This window comes from Sphingopyxis sp. 10G20-10 (genome assembly GCF_057365075.1).
In genome coordinates this window covers 2145377-2162661 of sequence record NZ_CP195117.1, presented here as the reverse complement: position 1 = coordinate 2162661, position 17285 = coordinate 2145377, and the positions used below count along the sequence as shown (strand labels likewise).

The following is a 17285-nucleotide window of genomic DNA, read 5'->3' as shown; positions in this document are numbered from 1 at the left end:
ATTGCGCCAGTGGGGCAATGATCTGGCAAATTGGCCATTGTCATCGATAGCGCCGACTGCCTATCTGATCGGGAAATTGAAACGGAGATGTGGATATGAAGGGCGAAAATGATCCGCTCGCGGCGTTCTGGATGCCCTTTACGGCCAACCGCGCGTACAAAGCGAACCCCCGTCAGATCGTCGGGGCGAGCGGCATGTATTACCGCGACAGCAATGGCGGCGAGATTCTTGACGGGACGGCAGGGCTTTGGTGCTGCAACGCCGGTCATTGCCGCCCAGAAATCGCCGCAGCGATCAGCCGTACTGCATCCGAGCTCGACTTTGCGCCGACATTTCAGTTGGGGCACCCGCTGCCGTTTGAACTGGCGAGCCGTGTCGCCGACCTTATGCCCGAGGGGCTGGACCGCATATTCTTTACCAATAGTGGCTCCGAATCGGTTGATACGGCACTGAAAATTGCCATCGCGACGCAACGCGCGAAGGGGCAGGGGACACGTACCCGGTTGATCGGACGCGAGCGCGGCTATCATGGTGTGGGCTTTGGCGGGATCAGTGTAGGCGGGATCGTTACCAATCGCCGCACGTTCGGTGGAGGATTGCCGGGCGCTGACCATCTGCAACACACCCACAATTTGGAACATAACGCCTTTTCAAAGGGCTTTCCGAAATGGGGGGCGCATCTGGCGGACGAACTGGAGCGGCTGGTTGCCCTGCACGGTGCCGACACTATCGCGGCCGTCATCGTCGAACCAATGGCTGGCTCGACCGGCGTCCTCATCCCGCCCGTCGGTTATTTGCAGCGGCTGCGCGATATATGCGATCGCCACGGAATCATCCTGATATTTGACGAAGTCATTACCGCGTTCGGCCGCGTCGGCGGCGCGACAGCGGCGGGGGCGTGGGGCGTAACGCCCGACATCATCACCATGGCCAAGGGGCTGACCAACGCGTCGGTCCCGATGGGCGCGGTCGCGGTGCGACGCGAGCTGCACGATGCGGTGATCAACAATGTCGAAGGCGGGATCGAGCTGTTCCATGGCTATACCTATTCTGGCCACCCGCTAGCCAGTGCGGCGGGACTCGCAACGCTCGACCTTTATGCGCGTGACGGCCTGTTTGAACGCGCGGCGGGGCTGGCGACCTATTGGGAAGAGGCTGCGTACAGCCTGAAAGGGCGGCGGCATGTTATTGACATTCGAACCATTGGCCTTGTCGCCGGTATCGAATTGGAACCGCGCGCGGGTGCAGCAGGAAAGCGCGCGACCGAGCTGTTCCATGCCTGCTTTGACGCCGGGTTGCTGGTGCGTTCCACCGGTGACATCATCGCTCTGTCACCGCCACTGATCGTTGAGAAGGCGCAGATTGACGAGATGTTTGGCAAGCTGGACGACCTGATCCACACGATTGATTAGTTGAGCAGCACCCGCTCGAACAGCCACATGCTGGCAATCGCGCCGATGCCATAGGTGGTCGCCACCGTCGCAGGCCGCAAAAGCGCGGGGGTGAGTCGCCGGATCAGCGTGATGACGAGCAAGGTCGCGACGACGATGACCAACTGGCCCGCCTCGACCCCCAGATTGAAGGTCAAGAGGGCGGTCGGCACGTCGCTTTCGGGCAAGCCGATCTCTTTGAGCGCTCCTGCAAAACCGAAACCGTGCAGCAGGCCAAAGATGAACGCCACCACCCATGGCAAGCGCTCGCTAAGGCGTGGTTTGTCGGATCGCTGTTTGATGATCTCCACTGCCAGAAACATGATCGACAGGGCGATCAACGCCTCGACTGGTGCTTGCGGCAGGCCGAGCAGGCCCAGCGTGGTTCCGATGAGGGTGATGCTGTGCGCGACCGTGAACGCCGTAGCGGCTTTGGCAATGGTCCAGAACCGCCCGAGCAATAGCACCAGAGAGACGACAAACAACAGATGGTCGTAACCAAATAATATATGTTCGATCCCGATGACGAAATAGGTGCGCGCGACCTGCCAAGCGCCGACTTTGGCGAGGATAGTGATGGTGGGATGGTCAGCGGTCAGACGAAAGGTCTGGACGGGCCGTCCGCTCGGCGCGATACGCACCAGCACATCAGTTTGCGCCGTAATCATTGCAGTCAGTCCGAGCGTCTTGCCCGCGACCGTGCCGTTACAATCGACATCGGCTGTGGCCATCACCGACGCGCCGTCGCGCGAGCGGGCATAGGGCGCGGCCAGCTTGCAGCCAGCGGGAAGGATCGGCTGGGTATCGGGGGTGATGCCGCCGCGCATCGGCGCTTTCCAGATGAGGTGCCATGTCGTCGGGCCAGCCTGGGTAAACTCCAGATAGCCGGGACGAAGCTCATCAGCATGGGCGGTGGCGGGGAGCAGAAACAGCCCCAGCATCAGCGCCAAAGCCAACCGGATCTTGTGCATCACGGCTTTGCAATCCGGATCGTGTAAGCATCGAGCAACGCCTGATAGGCGCGATCTTCGCGTTGTTTTTCGGTGGCCGCGCGCCAGTCGTTTTCGACCTGTTGCTGCACGTCGGACAGCTGGGCAGGCTTGCCTTCCACACGATTGAGTATCCGGACCAGATGCGCGCCAAAGCCGGAGTCGAACGGGCCTGACCACTCGCCGTTGGGCATGGTCATGAGCGTTTTGGCAAAACCATCACCGAATATTTTGGCAATCGCGCCAGCATCGGCCTTTTCCATCGACTTGGGCAGCGAAATCCGCTCACCCAGCTTTTGCCAATCTGCCCCCGCTTTCAGCTGGTTGCGTACCGATTTGGCGCGTGAGGCGATGGCCGCTTGGTCGGCTTCACCCAAATATATCTGGTCGAAACTGATTTGTGCGCCAATCGCATAGTCCTTGCGGTGGTCATCGAGCCATTTTTGCAGGGTCGCATCGGTCGGATTGGCGTTTTCTATCGCCGCGCGGGCCAGAAATTCCATCTTGTTGCTCAAGCGGCGGCGGATGACGATATCATCGCGGTCCAGACCCAGTCGTATCGCCTCCCGGGTATAGATTTCTTCCTTGATATAATCGCGGATCAAGCTGTCGATTTCTTGCGGCGTTGGCGGACGGTGCCAGGTTTGGTTCCATTGCGCAGCCAACAGGCTGACCTTCGCCTCATCGATTGTGATGGTGCGGCTCGCCGGGTCGACGGCATTGCCGCGCCACCCGAAAAACAGGAATAAGGCTAATCCGGCAATCAGGAAGTGGGTGAGCGGTTCGCGCAGAGCGGCCTTCATCCAGCCGCGGATGCGATGCGTGGGCGATGTCATGCCACCGCGCTAGTCCGGTACGGCGGCGGTTTCAAGCACCGCCGTAAGGACTTATTCGGCTGTTGCCGGCTCGGCTTCTTCGGTGTGCGCTGCTTCTTCAGCGAGCGCTGCTTCATCGGAGGCCTTTTGCGCTTGAGCCGCTGCGGCAGCCGCAGCTTGCTTGGCGCGACTGGCCTCCGACAGGATCAGCCGTTCGGCCATGGCGCGCCATGCCAGCTCGGCACGCTGATTGCGCTCACGCACCTGAACCAGCGGACTGGCGGCGGCATCGGCGGCGCATTTATCTGCTTGGGTCAGATAAAAATCGCTGGTGGCTGACATGGCAAAACTCCTGTTGGTGAAATGGACGGGGGAGGCGAGGCTAGGTTAGTCGACCATGTCGGCGATCAGGCGCCTCAACTCGCGGCGGGACAAATTGGGGGACCGTCGTGCCGCTTTCTTTGCGACAGGCGTCCCATTGCTTGGGGAAAAATGTCCGAAAACTTGTTTGTGAAATTCATTCAGTTGTAATGTCATTATATCTCGTAATTATTTCTATTTTTATGGTTTTATTGGGTGTTAACGGCGTTTGCCGCCGCCCCTTGGCCCACCGCCGCCCGCGCCAGGCGTGCGTTCGCGATAGACGATGCGACCTTTGGTCAGGTCATAGGGGGTCATTTCGACTTTCACGGCATCGCCCACGACCGAACGAATGCGAAAACGACGCATACGACCGGCGGTATAGGCGATGATCCGATGATCATTCTCCAAGACGACGCCAAAGCGACCGTCCGGGAGAATTTCGTCGATCAGGCCGTCGAGGGTCAGTAATTCCTCTTTGGCCATATCTGTTAAGCGGCTGACAGATTGACAGCAGCCGTCTTGCCACGATTGTCGGTTTCCAGCTCATATTCTACGCGCTGGTCCTTGTTCAGCGTGGCCATGCCGCTGCGTTCTACTGCGGTGATGTGGACGAAATTGTCGCCCGAACCATCCTCGTTGGCGATGAAGCCATAGCCTTTGTCAGAATTGAAAAATTTTACGGTGCCGATGGGCATGGGGTCGTTCCTTTCACGGAATCGGAGTTGCCACAGACACATGCCTGCGGCGCCAGGTAGCGTGAGGAAGGAAGTCCGGCCGAAAGGCAAAAATTTCCGTCGTAGGCGACGTTAGCTCGGTAGAGATGGGCGCAAAAGCCGAAAATGTCAAGGGGAAGCCCCGAATCGCTAGGGGGATGGCGGGTCTGAAAGCCGCGGAAAACTCACCGAAACCGTCGTTCCGCGCCCAACTTCGCTGGCAATATCGAGCTGCCCCTGATGCCGTTCGCTAATGTGTTTGACGATTGCCAGACCAAGCCCAGTTCCACCAACAGAGCGGCTGCGCGCCGCATCGACACGATAAAATCTTTCGGTCAGGCGTGGCAGATGATCGGCAGCGATGCCGTCGCCGACATCGCTGACCACCAGTTCGACGCGGCCGTCGCGGGGAGTGAGACGGACGGTGACGGGGGTTCCCGTCTTTCCATATTTCATCGCGTTGGTGATGATATTGTGCGTGAGCTGGGCCAATTGGGCGGGATCGCCCAAAATCTGATGCGGTCCGCCCGTCATTTTTAGCACAATATCCTTGCCCCGAATTTGGTCAGTGTCGCGCAATTGGGCGATAGTTTGTTCCACAATGGCGGACAGGTCGGTAGGGGTGGTGGGGCGACGGAACCGGTCGGTCTCGACGCGTGATACAGACAAAAGATCGCTTACCAACTGCTGCATCCGTCGCGCTTCACGTTCGATGGTTTCAAGAAAGCGTGACTGGGTTTTCGGATCAGTGTTTTCACCCACCATGTCGCGTAAGGGTTCGACATAGCCGAGGATGGCTGCGAGTGGTGTCCGCAACTCGTGGCTGGCATTGGCGACAAAGTCGGACCGCATCCGGTCGACCGCGTCTATCTCTGACCTATCTGACAGGAAAATGATCTTTTGTCGCCCGGAAAGCGCAGAAATCCGCATGGTCCAGCGCTGGCCCGATCGCGGGAAGTCGATCAGATTGACCGGCTCCATCGCCATTTTGCTGTCTTCTTGTGAAAGCTGGTCGATGGCGACCGGATGGCGGATCGCGGTGCGGACATCGGCGCCGATGATATGTTGCCCGAGCAGGGCGATGGCTGCGTCATTGGCAATCGTCACAATATTGTCGGCTGTTCCTAGCACCGGTTCCTGCTCCTGATCGGCCAAACGCGAAAAATCGGGATGGAGAAGCAGCGATGCCGTCGGGGCAGGTGGGAGCGTCAGCGGCGCGGGTGCTTGACCTCCTATCGTGCTGCCCGGAGCCGACGCCGTAAACATCAGGAAACAAGCTGCAAGGGCGGCGGCGGCCAATATGGCAATCGACCCTGCTTCGCTGCTCGTCATCGATGCCACCACGATGCCGATCGCAAGGGTGGTCAGCGCAATAATCAGGGTCGAAAGCCGGTCAAGCATGGACTGCGCCTCGCACAAAGCGGCGGCGTGGCGCAAGCCTGTTCCATGGACGGCGCAAGTGGTTGGGGATTAACGTCTTTAGCCGATTTGTCCCAAAGCGGGATTGGCTGTGGCCAGTGTAGTCTTTTGCTTTTGCGTGCTACTCATTTGGTTTATGCGATTGTGATGGACGATAAATTACCCACACCCGTGCCCGAAAATGACGCGGCATCCGGCGAAATTCCCACCCGCCGCAAGATGCTGATGCTCGGCGCAGTTGGTGTGTCGGCGGCGCTGACGATCCGTCCCGCCTTTGCCCAGACGGCTGCGTCGGTGATGAACTGTCAAATTCCGGTGCCCGATCCGGTGCGGGCCAGCGAATATATCGACGCTACGGGTAAGCTGGTTCCGGCAGGAACGCGCGGTGCTTTTCCGGGGGCTCCGCGCCCCTTTACTGGCGAAGAAGTCAGGCGCGCCTTCTATGGTCAAACGCTGCCGGGAACGAGCTATGAGCAGTCGCAAGCCTATTTACAATATATCCGGCGCTTGCAGGCAGGGCAGAGCGGCTTTACCTGTTTCGCATCCATAACGATGCCGCGCTGAACATCCCTGCCTTCGGGCGATGACGGGATGGGCCGCATCGCAGGGCGAAGGGATTAAAAGTGAAATTAGCGTCTTTGAAGAATGGCCGTGACGGACGGTTGGTTGTCGTGTCCAATGATCTGGCTTGGTATGTTGATGCGACTCAAGTCGCGCCGACTCTGCAAGCGGCCCTGGATAATTGGGCCTATGCCGCGCCTCGTCTTGCGATTTTATCTGAAGATCTCAACCATGATGCGGTTCCCAAAGAGCGGTTTCACGAGCGCGATGCCGCATCGCCTTTACCGCGCGCTTATCAATGGGCTGATGGCAGCGCCTATGTGAACCATGTCGCCTTGGTGCGGCAAGCGCGCGGTGCCGAAATGCCCGACAGCTTCTGGCATGACCCGTTGATGTATCAGGGCGGCAGTGATGCCTTTCTGGGCCCCCGCGACTCGATACCGCTCGGCGATCCGGCGTGGGGATGCGATATGGAAGCCGAAGTGGTGGTGGTGACGGGCGATGTGCCCTCCGGCATCGATGCGGTGGCCGCGCGCGACCATATATTGCTGATCGGGCTGACCAATGACGTGTCGCTGCGCGGGCTGATTCCAGCAGAGCTGGCAAAGGGTTTCGGATTTTTTCAATCCAAGCCATCGAGCGCGATGTCACCAGTCTTTGTGACCCCTGACGAACTGGGCGATCAGTGGCGCGATGGCAAATTGCATGGCACCCTATGCGTCGATCTGAATGGCAAGCCCTTGGGCCGCGCCGATGCCGGGGAAGATATGACCTTTGATTTCGGGACCTTGGTCGCCCATGCGGCCAAGACGCGTAAATTGGGGGCGGGGACGATCATCGGATCGGGCACCGTTTCCAATCGCGATGCCGATGGTGGGCCGGGTAAACCGATTGAAGAAGGCGGGCTAGGCTATAGCTGCCTGGCCGAAGTGCGGACCATCGAAACAATCCAGACCGGTGAACCCAAGACGCCGTTCATGCAGTCGGGTGATACGGTTCGGATCTGGATGGATGATGCCAAGCATCATTGCATTTTCGGGGCGATTGAACAGCAGGTTGAGTGACAGGAACAGGCCACTCCGGTGCTTTTGGTACCGGAGTGGCCCCCCCTTGGCTATTTGTTCGCTTATTTTCCGCCGAGTGCGCCCCCGAGCGCGTCTTTGATTGAACAGGCTGCCGGTCCCAAAATCACGATGAACAACACCGGAAGAATGAACAGGATCAGCGGCACGGTCATGATCGCGGGCAGGCGCGCAGCCTTTTCTTCGGCGCGCATCATACGTTCGTTGCGGAATTCGGCGGATAGCACACGCAACGCTGATGCCAGCGGAGTGCCGTATTTTTCGGTCTGGATCATGGTCGTGACCACGCCTTTCACAGATTCCAGATTGACGCGATAGGACAGATTCTCGAATGCGGCACGACGTTCGGTCAGGAAGCCGAGTTCGATCGACGTCAGCGCAAATTCCTCGCCTAATTCCGGATAGGCGCGTCCCAATTCTTTGGCGACGCGCGAAAAGGCGGAGTCGACAGTCAGGCCGGCCTCGGCGCAAATGACCAACAGGTCGAGCGCATCTGGAAGGCCCTTGCGAATCGCATCGGTTCGTTTGGTGCGCCGGTTCTGAACCCAAAGATCGGGGGCCTTATAGCCCAGCAGCAGAGCCGCCATCGTCGCGCCGGACCTTTTGAACGGCGTGAGATCGGGCCACATGTCGATGCCATAAATCAGGAAAGCGACGACCCCGCCCAAGACAATCGGCAAGATCAAGCGACCAAAAATCACCGCGACCGCCAGTTCCTTGGAACGGATGCCGGCCTGAGCCAGTTTCTGCTGCACATCCTTGATCTGGTCGTCTTGCAGAACCTGCAGCTTTGACAGGAAGGTGCGCATACGATCGGCGGTGTGATTTTGCCGAACCAGTTTGGCGCGTCTTTTGGCGGTGGAGGCGGTGATACCAGCCTTCAACTGTTCGCGGCGCTCGTTCAAGGCTTTGACGCGTTTGGCCATCGGGTCACGCACGGTCAGGGCACCATAAATGACAGCCAGGACAGCGAGCACGCCGACAGCGGCCATGGCGGTTGCAGCCCAGACGACATCAATGCCGCCGATGGTCGGTCCGGGCGTTGCGCCCGAAAATGCGCCGATTAGGAGGGTGCTATTCATGGGTATTCCCTCCTCAGACTTCAAACGCGATCATGCGCGACATGATGAAAGCGCCGATGCTCATCCAGACGAGCCCGCCTGCTCCGGTGATCATCAGAGTTGGGTCGGTGAAGAAACCGCCTAGATATTCCGGGTTCATCATCCACACGATGCCAAAGACAAAGAAGGGCAAGGCACCCACGATATAAGCCGATGCCTTGGCTTCGGATGACATGGCCTTGATCTTGAGCTTCATCTGGGCGCGTTTACGCAGCACTTCGGACAAATTATTCAAGGTTTCGGCCAGATTGCCGCCGGTTTCACGTTGGATTGCGATGGTGATGCAGAAGAACTGAAATTCGGGCGTGCCGAGCATTTCTGCAGATTCCTGCAGTGCCGCCTCCATCGTGTTGCCGATGCGGATGCGTTCGACAACGCCCTTGAATTCCTCGCCTACTGGGCCGGGCAATTCCTGGCTCACAACTTGGAATGTTTCAGTGACGGGAAGGCCCGATTTCAGGCCGCGGACCAACAGGTCAATGGCATCGGGAAACCGTGCGTTGAATTTGAGCACGCGCTTTTTGGCCAGGCGCGAAACGATCAGATTGGGTAGCCCCAGCCCGATAAAAATGCCCAGCATCGCCGCCAGAACAAAGGGCGTGCGGATGACAAGCAAGGCAGCAGTGACGGCCACAAACAAGCCCATAGAGGCGAACATGAACTGGCTGACATTCCAGGATTTTCCTGTTCTTTTCAGCCGTTTTTCCATCAACTCCCTGCGCGGCATGAAGCTCGAAATATTGGTGATGCCCTGACCGCCGACTGCCGCGATGGTTTTACGCATCTGAGCGGCAACAACTGCCTCGGTCGTTGCTGCATGCCGATCCTTGACCATGGCCAGTCGGCGCGACTTTGCCTTGGAAACTGACGGCCCGACAAAGGCAACCAGCAACATGGCAATAGCGACGAGAACCATAATAGTGATGAGGATAATTGGCATGTTCATAAGAGCATCATGTCCGCTGTTTTGGAGGCAAGGGCGATCCGGGGTGGCCGGTTGCCCTGCCTCCCTATTTTGCCGTTTTCTTTGACATTAATCCGCCAAGGCCGCCGAGTTTGCCGAGCAACGATCCATTTTTGTCGCCGGATTTGGACGACGTGCGCGGACCATCATCAGACTCGCCGTCGGTGCCGTCCAGAACCAGCTGCAGAAGCTGGTTCCAAACCTGGGCCGCCTTGCTGCCTTTACAGATTTCGGCATAGGATTTGCCCAGCTTTGCAGCCTGGCTCACCAGCTTGGGATCAAAAGGCAAGACGATGTCGATGACGCGTTCGATCGACGATTCAAATTCTTTGCGCGACAGTTCGCCTATTGCGTTCTGGAATTTGTTGGCAACCAGAACAACATTGGCGCCCGGCACATTCTGTTTGAACCAGGACAATAGCCGGATTGTGTCGCGCGCGGCGGCCAGTGTCACATCGGTGACGAGCAGGATTGTTCCGGCTTCCGACACAAGATGCGGGAAGGGGATCAGAACCTGTCGCGGAATGTCGACTATGGTCATTTCAAATGCGTTGCGCAGCTCTTCCTCCAGTTGGAAAAAGGCCGACCCGTCGGTCAGAACCGGCTGATGGATCGGGGCTTCGGCCGACAGCAGGCTAAGCTTGTCAGATGCACGCACCATGGCGCGTTCGATGAACAAGCCGTCGATGCGACTTGGATTGTCAATCGCGTCGATCAGCCCGCGGCCCGGTTCAAGATCGAGGGTCAATGCACCGGTCCCAAAATGTACGTCGAGATCCAGCAGCGCGGTCTGATGATCGGCCTGCTCGCTCATCGCCCATGCGAGTGATGTTGACACCAGCGAGGCACCAACACCGCCACGGACACCGACAACAGCCATCAAATGATGCGGCTTGTCTTCCTGCATATCCGCATGTTTCGGTGCGGTCAGCATGGCCTGGGCATGAGTGAGCGATTCGCGCACCTGTTCGACCGTCAAGGGCTTCAGCAGATAGTCCTGAATGCCGCTTGTCAACAAATCGCGATAGAGGCGCACGTCGTTGACCTGACCGGCAGCAATTACCACCGTGCCCGGTTCGCAGACTTCGGCCAACGCGTTGATGTCGTTGATCGGATCACCCGATTCCGACATGTCGACGAACAAGATGTTCGGGCTTGCCGAGACCGACAAGGACTGGACGGCATTGCGCAGTCCACCTTTGTTACATTTTTCGATCGGCCAGCCCATGTCGTTGGCGACGCCGCGGATCAGCTCCAGCGTGTCGTCGTCGCAAACAAAGGCGTTGAAGGGCTCACGTAACCCGGCTGCTTTAAAAGGAGCGTTCACTTGCCACCTCCACCGCTGGTTGATTCACTACGAAGTTCACCCGCACCTGTTTGAGCTTTTTCCCGATATGTATTTATGGGTCTTGTCGCCGCTCTCGGGTCATTGCTTTGATCGGTCGCCCCCTTGATCAGATCATTGGGGTCGGCAACCATGCCTGCAAGATTGCTGTTCGTAGAACAGCCATAATTGGCAGAGGTCGCATTTTTGATATTGATCGATGACTTGCTGGACCAGTCGGGACAACCGGGCACCTTGGCCGAAGCCCGGGTGACGGTGACCCGCAATTGGCCCTCTGTCAGGGCACCTGCGGTGACGGGAACTGCGTCGCTGAGCATCAGGCCACGGCGCGAAACCATCGATTTTATGGTCGCTACGGCAGCCGTCGAACCATAGAGCGAGGGGTCTTCTACAGCGATCCGATCACCATAGCGGATGCCGATTGCATCGAACCAGCCTTGCAGGCGACCCTGCTCGCTTGGCGGCAGTTCGCCATTTGCCATGGTCACATCAAAGCTGTGAATGTCGTTGCGCACGACCGGCTGATGCACCGAATATAGGCTCGTATTGCTATTGGCAGTTCCGGCACAGCCAGCCAAGGTAGTGGCCAGCCCCAGGATCGTTAATGTTGCGAATTGTTTCATCACTTTGCTCCTGAAATCGTGCGTCACTTAATGCTGAAGCCGGGCGATACATTGTCGCCACCACGTAGCCGGTCTGCCTCATCAACCGATGAGTCGAGCCGAGGTTTGGGTCGATCCCCGCCCGTTACGCCGTTGCTGGTTTGACCCAGCAGCAGTCGCGAAAGGTCGTCGGAATTCTGATAGGCATCGGTAGGCAGGACAATGTCGTTCGCCGAAACCGGCTTTACCAGATAAGGTGTCACGACAATCACCAGTTCCGTCTCACCGCGGCGGAAACTGTCCGATTTGAACAATGTGCCCAAGATCGGGATGTCGCCCAAGCCCGGAATTTTGTCGATTGCGCCAACCGAACGATTGTTCATCAAACCGGCGATCATAAAGCTTTCACCTGACCCCAGCTCCACCGTCGTTTCCGCCCGTCGCACAGTTAGCGCCGGAATTTGGAATCCTTGGATGTTGATCGCGCCATCTGTAGAGAGTTCGGACACTTCGGGACGGACGCGCAAGCTGATGCGGCCGTTCGATAACACTGTTGGTGTATAAGCCAGGCTGACACCATATTTGCGATATTCGATCGTCGTCCCGGCGAAATTGCCCGGGATCGGGATCGGAAATTCGCCGCCTGCAAGGAAGTCGGCGGTTTCGCCTGAAATGGCGGTCAAATTGGGCTGCGCCAATGTGACAACCATACCCGACCGCTCACCTGCATCAAGCGAGGCGATGACGTCGAGGCCGAATATCCGTCCCGCCGCACCAAGCGAGCTGATCCCGCTTGGGGTGTTAAACGTATAGGAGCGTGATCCAGCCGGCAGCGGAGGAGAGCCTTCGCCGCCATATTGGATCGTGCCAGCCGTGCGACCGTTGGAAACACTACCCAGAAAACCATTGCCCGGATTGTCGATATCGCGAGTGGCAACATTGCCACTGATTTCCTTAACCAGCGACCGGTTCACTTCGGCGATACGGACCTGCAGATTGACCTGCAGTGGCGTTGCTGTGCGCAGCCGCGACAAGACTTTGGTTTCATCGCCAACAAAGGCCTGCACCAATTGTTCGGCTTCGGCGGCGTCGTCGGGCGACTGAACCGTGCCGGTGAGCAGGACAAAGCCGTTCATCGTGTTGGCCGCAATTTTTGCTTCGGGCATTGCGAGCGACAGCATCTGGTCGATGGTCTCTATGTTGTTGCCGACGCGAGCGACGGTTGAATAGACGACCTTGCCGCTGGAATCGGTGGCATAGATGCTGGTTTCACCCGGCGACTTGCCAAAGATATAGAGCTGGCGTGACGAGCGAACCTGAACGTCCGCCACATCGTTTTTGGCCACGAAAACATCGGTCATTGGTGCTGGCAAGCTGATCAGCCGACCACGACCAACGGACAGGTCAATGCTGCTCGTTGCATTCTGGGTGGCCTGCGCCGTAGCCTGTTGGGCGGGGGCGTTGACCAGGGCTGCAGCTACCAGGCCGATGGCCAGAGTGCGAGCAATCGCCGCTGCTTTGAAATTGGCTTTGCTGTTCATCTTACTTGCCTCCAACCGGCACGACGGTGACTTCATCGCCGCGAGTTACGCGTACAACCGGGCCACGGGCTGCCGTCGATCCTGCGTCCCCTGCCTTGACGGGAACACCAGCTTGGGGTCCGTCAAACATATTCTGATTGCGGTGCCTCGGGCCGACACGCCCGCTGACAGGAACCCAAAAGCGCGAAACATCGCCACCGGTCGTTGCCGAGGTGCGCCCAGCCGTCGGGCGGTTTTCGGCTTCGGCCAGCATACGGCGTTCGGCAGCCGTGCCACCCTTTTCCGGTACATTCACATCACCTGACGCAATGGCTGCCTCTAGGTCGCCAGTTGTTTCAGCGAGTGGGCGCAGCGCCAGTGACAATTTGCCCATACCTTGAGCGACGGCAATCTTCTCTGCGATCGCAGGCGTGGCTTCGAGCGTGACCGAACCGAAGGTCTTGACTGGCGTATTGCCGGTTTCGTCCTCGGCATCGGTGCGCTGGTCTGTCGCGAGCACACGGACATTCTTGATGATCGTTTCGGAGGTGTGAAGCTGGTCGTCGGGATAATCCGACGCATCCTTGACTTCGATGTCCTGAGTCAACAGCACATCGACGCGGTCGCCCGGAAACACAAAGCCGGCGACCCCTTGTTCCTGAGAAACTTTAACCGTGACGGCGCGCATTCCGGCTCCAAGCGCCGCAGCCAGGAAGCCGCGATCATTGGGATGGACTAGTGCGCCTTGGGTCAAAGGCTGACCGGCGGTGATTTGATAGCGCACCACCGTTCCGACCAGCGTCTGGACGTCGGTCTTGTCCTTCAGGAAATAGGCCTTTTGGACCAACTCATTGGGCCAAGGCTGAAAACGGAAACTGTCAGCACCGATAATTGTGCCGACCGGCAGCTGCCGGGTGGCGACCAAAATCATCGGTCCCGTAATTTCCGGTGCGGCGGCAGCACGCGCTTGTGGCGCAGACGCCCCCCGCATCATCTGGTTGACTCCGAATGCGGCACCGATCGCAATGACCAATGCCCCAACGATCAGGAAAATCTTTCGCGTATCCATGACGATCTTTCGCCTCCTTAGCGCGACCAGATGCGGTCGTGCTTGCCATCAACTTCAAGCGATAGCCTGAAAGTGGTTAAGATATTGTTGGTGAAGCGCCCAAAGACCTGCAGCCGCGATTGCGACCCCATAGGGAACCTCTATAGTCTTGTCAGACGGTCGAATTTTGGTCAGGATCAGCATCACTGCCGACAGGATTCCGCCCGCTATCGCCATCACGGTCAGCATTGGCAGGAACAATGGCAGCGGAATCCATAGCATCACCGCGCCAATCATTTTCACATCACCGCCGCCCATGGCGCCGATAAAGAATAAGGCCGCAAAGACCATGAAGACCGCCAATGCGGCGCCAAATTGCAACGGCATGTCGGGCCAAAGCGCGAGGCTGGTCGCAAACCAGAAAGGGATAGCGAACAGCGCAATCGCGGCATTGAGTTGATTTGAAATAGTGCGCGACCGCAAATCGCTGATCGCAGCGGCGATCATCATCGCGGCGAGCAGGGCCATAAGAGCCATTTGGGTAACTGCGCTATTCATCAGTTTTTGTCCTAGACTCGATGGCTTACCAAATCGTAACCATCTTCCCGCGACAGGGAGGGCTTTATCGCTGCCCGGTGTCCATCCATTCAAAGCCGGAGAGCCGTCCTTTCATGCCCTTTGCCTCGCCTCATGATGTTGAAGTGTTGATTGTCGGCGCCGGTATCGCCGGTGCCAGTCTAGCGGCGGCGCTTGGCCCCTATCGTCGCGTGATGTTGATCGAAGCCGAAGATATGCCGGGCTATCATGCGACAGGACGATCAGCGGCGTTCTGGCACGAAAGTTATGGCGGGGTGCATGTCCAGCCACTGTCCGCTGCTTCCTTTGCAACACTCGATTCGCCCGATGCGGATTTCTCGGAGCGGGGATTTTTGTCGCCACGCGCAGCGCTGACGCTGGGCCATCGCGAAGAATCGGCGTTAGTGGACGCGTTTGTCCGCGATTTCGCGGCCAAGGGCGTCGCCGTCACTCGGCTAGAGTCCAAAGAGATCACGGCCAAAGTGCCGGGGATTCGACCCGACTGGTGTGAGGCGGCTTATGAGCCGGCGTGCAGTGACATTGATGTCGCGGGCCTCCACGCAGCCTATTTGCGGCGCGCCAAGCGCGCCGGTGTGACCTTGCTGACGCGTGCGCCGCTGACACAGGCGCGCTGGCAGGACGGTGGCTGGACTGTCGAGGCGGGCGGACGCACGCTGCGCGCGGCGGTGCTGGTCAACGCCGCAGGGGCCTGGGCCGATGCGGTGGCGGTCGCCAGCGGCATTTCTCCGCTGAGCATCCAGCCATACCGGCGCACCGTGCTTCAACTACGGCTGGGTGTGCCGACTCCCGCCGAACTGCCGCTTGTCATCCATGTGGGCGGCGATTTTTATTTCAAAGGCGGCGGGGAAGGGCGAATCTGGCTCAGCCCGCATGATGAAACCCCCGATGTGGCAAGCGATGTGGCTCCCGAAGAGTTGGACGTCGCTGTGGCGATTGATCGACTGCAAACGGTCGTCGACTGGTCAATCGCGGCGGTCGAGCGGAAATGGGCAGGCTTACGCAGCTTTGCGCCCGATCGTTTGCCGGTCTTTGGCTCCGACGCCGAATGCCCTGCCTTTGTCTGGTGCGCTGGGCAGGGTGGCTTTGGCATCCAGACGGCCCCCGCCATAGCGGGCTTGCTGGCGGCGCAACTGGGTGCTCCACTGCCAATTGGCGCAATCGGCGAAGTTGATCCGTCACCCTTTGCCCCGTCGCGATTTGCCTGACCACGACCTTAAGCGGGAATGCGCGAAGCTGAATAGATTTTTGCAGCATCAAAGTCGTCGAGCTGGCTTAGCCTGCAGCGCGGTTTGTGCGCATGATTTCAAGCGCGGCGTCGCTGGCCAGTTGGTCGGCGATCTCATTGTCAGGATGACCGGCGTGGCCCTTGACCCACAGCCATTCGATGGTGTGGCGTTCGGCCTCGACGACCAGTCGCTGCCATAGGTCGGCATTGGCCACCGGTTTTTTCGATGCAGTGCGCCAGCCGTTCTTTTGCCAGCCAAATATCCATTTGGTGATGCCGTCGCGAACATAGACGCTGTCGGTTGACAGCTCGACATGACAGCCGCGTTTTAGCGCCGCAAGGGCTTCGATCGCCGCCATCATTTCCATGCGATTATTGGTTGTATCAGGCTCGCCGCCGGACAGGGTTTTGACGACCTCTCCCCAACGCAGCACCGCGCCCCAGCCTCCGGGGCCGGGATTGCCCTTGCACGCGCCGTCGGTGGCGACGATCACGGTTTTGCGGCCCGTCCTGCTCTTTGCCTCGGTCATTGGGGCAGGAACAGGCTGGCGGCATCATCGGCCTGATAGCGTCGCAGACGGGCCAGAAAGGGGGCAGGGTCCTTGCGCGTCACCAGCGCGCCGGCGGGCGTGTGGACCCAATCATGCGCCCGCGTCACCAGGAACCGCAGAGCCGCCCCGCGCGCCAACAGTGGCAGCGCCGCCTGTTCCTCATCCGACAGGTCAATCTCGCCCAAATAACCGCGCATCAGCGCCTGCGCGCGCGCGCGGTCGCAAACCTCGCCGCTCGCATCGAACGTCCAAGCGGCATGGGTAATCGCCACATCAAAGGCGCGATAATCGCTGGCGGCAAAATAAAAATCGATCAACCCCGTCACCCGGTCGCCGAGCATCAGGACATTGTCGGGAAACAGGTCGGCGTGGATCACATGCGTGGGCAGCGCGGCGGGCCAGTGCGCCTCCATGTGATCCAGTTCAGCATCGACGATGGCCTGCAACCCGGGGCGCACCGCGTCGAGGTCGCCCGTGGCGTCGGCAATCCCCCGCCATATGGTGTGGCCCATACTGTTGGCGCGGGTGCCGTCATAATGTTGGAGGGCGTTATGCATGGTGCCCAGAGCCGCGCCTGCTGCCTCGCTTTGTGAGGGCGATGGCGTCGTCAGGGAAATTCCGGGCAGGAACTGGATGATACAGGCGGCACGTCCCGAAATCTGCTGAACGGCCTCACCCTGTCTGTCGCGGAGCATCGCCGGGACAGGGCAGTGACTGGCCGCCAGATGGTCGAGCAGATTTACGAAAAAGGGCAAGTCGTTGGCTTGCACCCGCTTTTCATACAGCGTCAGAATATAGTGGCCCACTGTCGTTTCGAGCAGAAAATTGCTGTTTTCCACCCCTTCGGCAATGCCTTTGCACGACAGGATGGTGCCAATGTCAAAACGGGCGACCAATGCCGCCAGATCATCGGGCTCGACCCGTGTATACACAGCCATTG

The 17285-nt window shown here is 58.9% G+C and carries 19 protein-coding genes; 4 read left to right on the top strand and 15 right to left on the bottom strand.

All coding sequences use genetic code 11. The features are described from left to right. Positions 1 to 95: 95 nt before the first annotated feature. Entirely contained in the window at positions 96 to 1412 is a 1317-nt protein-coding gene (gene aptA / locus ACR3XE_RS10560; RefSeq protein ID WP_486185715.1) for an omega-aminotransferase AptA, read from the top strand. Here aptA and ACR3XE_RS10555 read toward each other — a convergent pair. The 6 genes from ACR3XE_RS10555 to ACR3XE_RS10530 form a co-directional block, all read right to left on the bottom strand. After that, the gene (locus ACR3XE_RS10555) at positions 1409 to 2401 is read right to left on the bottom strand and encodes a HupE/UreJ family protein (protein WP_473700215.1); all 993 of its coding nucleotides are present in this window, start codon (positions 2399 to 2401) and stop codon (positions 1409 to 1411) included. The two genes, aptA and ACR3XE_RS10555, sit on opposite strands and share 4 nt — an antisense overlap. Beyond that, on the bottom strand, positions 2401 to 3255 hold the full coding sequence (locus tag ACR3XE_RS10550) for a peptidyl-prolyl cis-trans isomerase (RefSeq protein ID WP_473700216.1): 855 nt from the start codon (positions 3253 to 3255) through the stop codon (positions 2401 to 2403). Before ACR3XE_RS10550 ends, ACR3XE_RS10555 begins: the two co-directional genes overlap by 1 nt. A 51-nt stretch (positions 3256 to 3306) precedes the next feature. Beyond that, complete coding sequence (locus ACR3XE_RS10545) at positions 3307 to 3576, bottom strand: hypothetical protein (protein WP_473700217.1); 270 nt, start codon at positions 3574 to 3576, stop codon at positions 3307 to 3309. Between the two features lie 237 nt (positions 3577 to 3813). Continuing rightward, entirely contained in the window at positions 3814 to 4080 is a 267-nt protein-coding gene (infA, locus tag ACR3XE_RS10540; protein WP_473700218.1) for a translation initiation factor IF-1, read from the bottom strand. A gap of 5 nt (positions 4081 to 4085) precedes the next feature. After that, entirely contained in the window at positions 4086 to 4292 is a 207-nt protein-coding gene (locus ACR3XE_RS10535; protein WP_473700219.1) for a cold-shock protein, read from the bottom strand. A gap of 168 nt (positions 4293 to 4460) precedes the next feature. Continuing rightward, positions 4461 to 5711 carry an ATP-binding protein gene (locus ACR3XE_RS10530; protein WP_473700220.1) on the bottom strand — a complete coding sequence of 417 codons (1251 nt, stop codon included), beginning with the start codon at positions 5709 to 5711 and terminating at the stop codon, positions 4461 to 4463. Between the two features lie 165 nt (positions 5712 to 5876). Here ACR3XE_RS10530 and ACR3XE_RS10525 point away from each other — a divergent pair, with 165 nt between their 5' ends. Next, the gene (locus ACR3XE_RS10525) at positions 5877 to 6293 is read left to right on the top strand and encodes a hypothetical protein (RefSeq protein WP_473700221.1); all 417 of its coding nucleotides are present in this window, start codon (positions 5877 to 5879) and stop codon (positions 6291 to 6293) included. A 59-nt stretch (positions 6294 to 6352) separates the two neighbouring features. Next, positions 6353 to 7354 carry a fumarylacetoacetate hydrolase family protein gene (locus tag ACR3XE_RS10520; protein WP_473700222.1) on the top strand — a complete coding sequence of 334 codons (1002 nt, stop codon included), beginning with the start codon at positions 6353 to 6355 and terminating at the stop codon, positions 7352 to 7354. Between the two features lie 62 nt (positions 7355 to 7416). On the opposite strand, the gene ACR3XE_RS10515 is transcribed toward ACR3XE_RS10520, so the two are convergent. From ACR3XE_RS10515 to ACR3XE_RS10485, 7 genes are all read right to left on the bottom strand, one after another. Then, positions 7417 to 8454 (bottom strand): type II secretion system F family protein, encoded by a 1038-nt coding sequence (locus tag ACR3XE_RS10515; RefSeq protein ID WP_473700223.1) that lies wholly within the window; start codon positions 8452 to 8454, stop codon positions 7417 to 7419. A gap of 13 nt (positions 8455 to 8467) precedes the next feature. Next, entirely contained in the window at positions 8468 to 9439 is a 972-nt protein-coding gene (locus tag ACR3XE_RS10510; protein ID WP_473700224.1) for a type II secretion system F family protein, read from the bottom strand. Between the two features lie 64 nt (positions 9440 to 9503). Then, entirely contained in the window at positions 9504 to 10784 is a 1281-nt protein-coding gene (locus tag ACR3XE_RS10505) for a CpaE/TadZ family protein (RefSeq protein ID WP_473700225.1), read from the bottom strand. Further along, positions 10781 to 11425 carry a CpaD family pilus assembly protein gene (locus ACR3XE_RS10500; protein WP_473700226.1) on the bottom strand — a complete coding sequence of 215 codons (645 nt, stop codon included), beginning with the start codon at positions 11423 to 11425 and terminating at the stop codon, positions 10781 to 10783. Before ACR3XE_RS10500 ends, ACR3XE_RS10505 begins: the two co-directional genes overlap by 4 nt. A 23-nt stretch (positions 11426 to 11448) precedes the next feature. Then, complete coding sequence (locus ACR3XE_RS10495; protein ID WP_473700227.1) at positions 11449 to 12945, bottom strand: type II and III secretion system protein family protein; 1497 nt, start codon at positions 12943 to 12945, stop codon at positions 11449 to 11451. 1 nt (position 12946) lies between these two features. Beyond that, positions 12947 to 13993 carry a Flp pilus assembly protein CpaB gene (gene cpaB, locus ACR3XE_RS10490; RefSeq protein ID WP_473700228.1) on the bottom strand — a complete coding sequence of 349 codons (1047 nt, stop codon included), beginning with the start codon at positions 13991 to 13993 and terminating at the stop codon, positions 12947 to 12949. Between the two features lie 54 nt (positions 13994 to 14047). Continuing rightward, entirely contained in the window at positions 14048 to 14530 is a 483-nt protein-coding gene (locus ACR3XE_RS10485; RefSeq protein ID WP_473700229.1) for an A24 family peptidase, read from the bottom strand. 113 nt (positions 14531 to 14643) lie between these two features. Between ACR3XE_RS10485 and ACR3XE_RS10480 the strand changes: the two genes are divergently transcribed. Then, positions 14644 to 15774, top strand: a complete 1131-nt coding sequence (locus ACR3XE_RS10480; protein WP_486185714.1) for an NAD(P)/FAD-dependent oxidoreductase — start codon at positions 14644 to 14646, stop codon at positions 15772 to 15774. 67 nt (positions 15775 to 15841) lie between these two features. Here ACR3XE_RS10480 and rnhA read toward each other — a convergent pair whose 3' ends face one another. Beyond that, positions 15842 to 16324 (bottom strand): ribonuclease HI, encoded by a 483-nt coding sequence (gene rnhA, locus ACR3XE_RS10475; RefSeq protein ID WP_473700230.1) that lies wholly within the window; start codon positions 16322 to 16324, stop codon positions 15842 to 15844. Continuing rightward, positions 16321 to 17283, bottom strand: coding sequence for a homoserine kinase (thrB, locus tag ACR3XE_RS10470; RefSeq protein ID WP_473700231.1), 963 nt, complete (start codon positions 17281 to 17283; stop codon positions 16321 to 16323). The genes rnhA and thrB overlap by 4 nt, the downstream gene beginning before the upstream one ends. Between the last annotated feature and the right edge of the window lie 2 nt (positions 17284 to 17285).

Coding starts and splice junctions, on each gene's coding strand:
- aptA (WP_486185715.1), top strand. CDS start 96: ATGAAGGGCGAAAATGATCCGCTCGCGGCGTTCTGGATGCCCTTTACG.
- infA (WP_473700218.1), bottom strand. CDS start 4,080: ATGGCCAAAGAGGAATTACTGACCCTCGACGGCCTGATCGACGAAATT.
- ACR3XE_RS10525 (WP_473700221.1), top strand. CDS start 5,877: ATGGACGATAAATTACCCACACCCGTGCCCGAAAATGACGCGGCATCC.
- thrB (WP_473700231.1), bottom strand. CDS start 17,283: ATGGCTGTGTATACACGGGTCGAGCCCGATGATCTGGCGGCATTGGTC.
- ACR3XE_RS10530 (WP_473700220.1), bottom strand. CDS start 5,711: ATGCTTGACCGGCTTTCGACCCTGATTATTGCGCTGACCACCCTTGCG.
- ACR3XE_RS10485 (WP_473700229.1), bottom strand. CDS start 14,530: ATGAATAGCGCAGTTACCCAAATGGCTCTTATGGCCCTGCTCGCCGCG.
- ACR3XE_RS10550 (WP_473700216.1), bottom strand. CDS start 3,255: ATGACATCGCCCACGCATCGCATCCGCGGCTGGATGAAGGCCGCTCTG.
- ACR3XE_RS10495 (WP_473700227.1), bottom strand. CDS start 12,945: ATGAACAGCAAAGCCAATTTCAAAGCAGCGGCGATTGCTCGCACTCTG.
- ACR3XE_RS10515 (WP_473700223.1), bottom strand. CDS start 8,454: ATGAATAGCACCCTCCTAATCGGCGCATTTTCGGGCGCAACGCCCGGA.
- rnhA (WP_473700230.1), bottom strand. CDS start 16,324: ATGACCGAGGCAAAGAGCAGGACGGGCCGCAAAACCGTGATCGTCGCC.
- ACR3XE_RS10535 (WP_473700219.1), bottom strand. CDS start 4,292: ATGCCCATCGGCACCGTAAAATTTTTCAATTCTGACAAAGGCTATGGC.
- ACR3XE_RS10500 (WP_473700226.1), bottom strand. CDS start 11,425: ATGAAACAATTCGCAACATTAACGATCCTGGGGCTGGCCACTACCTTG.
- ACR3XE_RS10480 (WP_486185714.1), top strand. CDS start 14,644: ATGCCCTTTGCCTCGCCTCATGATGTTGAAGTGTTGATTGTCGGCGCC.
- ACR3XE_RS10510 (WP_473700224.1), bottom strand. CDS start 9,439: ATGAACATGCCAATTATCCTCATCACTATTATGGTTCTCGTCGCTATT.
- ACR3XE_RS10555 (WP_473700215.1), bottom strand. CDS start 2,401: ATGCACAAGATCCGGTTGGCTTTGGCGCTGATGCTGGGGCTGTTTCTG.
- ACR3XE_RS10545 (WP_473700217.1), bottom strand. CDS start 3,576: ATGTCAGCCACCAGCGATTTTTATCTGACCCAAGCAGATAAATGCGCC.
- cpaB (WP_473700228.1), bottom strand. CDS start 13,993: ATGGATACGCGAAAGATTTTCCTGATCGTTGGGGCATTGGTCATTGCG.